This is a genomic window from Kitasatospora sp. NPDC051164, from assembly GCF_044455625.1.
Taxonomy (GTDB): domain Bacteria; phylum Actinomycetota; class Actinomycetes; order Streptomycetales; family Streptomycetaceae; genus Kitasatospora.
Window position 1 is genome coordinate 1 of sequence record NZ_JBITFB010000117.1, and the last position, 2,119, is coordinate 2,119.

A 2,119-nucleotide genomic window follows, 5' to 3' on the forward strand; every position below is an offset into this window, starting at 1 on the left:
CGCACCCGGCCCGGCGCCACCGTCACCAACGTCAGCCGCGCCAACGGCACCTGCCGCAGATCCAGCCCCCGCTCACGGTCGGCCGCCACCAGAGCGTCCCAACACACCGCCTGACCGTCCCCGTCCACCGAGGACCAGTCCAACACCTCCACCGGCAGCACCACACCCCGGCGCACCACCTGCACCGGCTCCGGCACGCCCTCCCACACGACGCCCACCCGCAGCGCCTGCACCTCGTCCACCACCCGCTGCCACGACGCGGCGAACCCACCCACGTCCGACACACCATCGGCGGTGAACATCAACTGCTCGAAGTACGCCGGAGAATCGGCCTCCACCAGCGAGTGGAACAGCATGCCGCTCTGCATCGGCGACAGCGGCAGCACCTCCTCCACCCCCCGGCCGTCTCCGACCACCAGGTCCACACCCGCCTGATCCAGCCCCGACAGCGGGAAGTCCGACGGCGTCAACCCACCCGCCCCCGGCACCCCGCAGTGCGCCACGAACTCCTCCAACGCGGCCACGAAACCCGCAGACAACCCCTCGATCACCGCAACCGAGAACACGCCCTCCTGCCAGCCCCACTCCACCAGCAGCCGACCGTCCACCACCCGGCCCACGACATCCAGGACGTGGGAGCGGGGGTCCAGCGGGCTGTGCTCGCCGGCGGGGCTGGGCAGCATGGCCCGGTAGAAGTCGCCGTCTCCGGTCAGGCCGTCGAACTGGCCAAGGTAGTTGAAGCTCACCTGCGGGCGGATCGCGCCCAGTTCTCCGGCCGCGGAGTCCTGATCGCCGAGGTAGCGCAGGGCGCCGTGCCCGATCCCGCGGCCCGGCACCGTACGGATCCGCTCCTTGACCGCCTTGACCAGCACGTCCCAGTCGCCGCCCGCCGGCAGTTCCAACGGGAACACCGAGGTGAACCAGCCCACCGTCCGCGAGACGTCCACGCCCGCGAACAGCTCCTCACGACCATGCCCCTCGACATCCACCAGCACCCGGTCCCGGCCGGTCCACTCCCCCAGCACCCGGGCCAGCACCGCCAGCAACACCTCGTTCACCCGGGTCCGGTACACCCCCGGCACCCGCTGCAACAGCGCCCGCGTCGCCTCCACCGACAACCCGTTCGACACCACCCGCAAACCACCGGGCTGCGCCGCCACACCCTCCACCGGCAGACCCGGCTCAACCCCCTGGCCCACACCGGACCAGTACGCCAGCTCGGAATCGAAACCACCCGACTCCACCAGCTCCCGCAGCCGATACGCCCACTCCTGGAACGACGCCGACTTCACGCCCAGATCCACCGCGGCACCGGACACCACCTGCCCGTACGCCACCGCCAGATCCTCCAGCAGCACCCGCCACGACACCCCGTCCACCACCAGGTGGTGCGCCACCACCACCAACCGCACCCCACCCGCACCGAGATCGATCAGGGCGAAGCGGATCAGCGGGCCGTCGGCGAGGTCGAAGCCGTGCTGCATCGTGTCGGTGATGGTGTCGAGCGCGCTCTGCCAGGCGTCCGGCGCGAGTGCGGACAGGTCGTGGTGCTCGACCGGTACGGTCCGGTCCTCGGCAAGGTTGCGCTGGCGCCAGCCGGCGCCGGTGCGCTCGAAGCGCAGCCGCAGCGCGTCGTGGTGCGCGACCAGGGCCTCCACCGCCCGGGTGAGCGCGGTGTGGTCGACGGCTTGGGCGAGTTCCAGGTGGACGGCCATGTTGAAGTGCTGCGGGGCCGTGCGGTGGGTGCGGAAGAACCACCGCTGGATCGGGGTGAGCACCACGGGGCCCTCCACGGGCGGCTGGTCCTGGACGGGGGCGGCGGAGGCGGTGGGGCCGCCGAGGGCGGCGGCCAGCGAGGCGACCGTCTGGTGCTGGAAGATGTCCCGCGAGGTGAGGGTGAGTCCGGCCTTGCGGGCGCGGGCGACGACCTGGATGCTGAGGATCGAGTCGCCGCCCAGGTCGAAGAAGTTGTCCTCGACCCCGACCCGCTCGACACACAGCACCTGCGACCAGACGCCGGCCAGCACCTCCTCCACCGCACCCACCGGCGCGGTGAACTCCTCACCGGAACCCACCACTTCGGGCTCCGGCAGAGCCCGCCGGTCCACCTTCCCGTTCG

Annotated in this window: 1 protein-coding gene; it reads right to left on the minus strand. The window is 71.7% G+C overall.

Annotated elements, in window-relative coordinates; translation table 11 throughout:
* Positions 1–2,078: condensation domain-containing protein (locus tag ACIBEC_RS47745; RefSeq protein ID WP_396290917.1), on the minus strand; the 2,078-nt coding region annotated here is incomplete at its 3' end.
* Between the last annotated feature and the right edge of the window lie 41 nt (positions 2,079–2,119).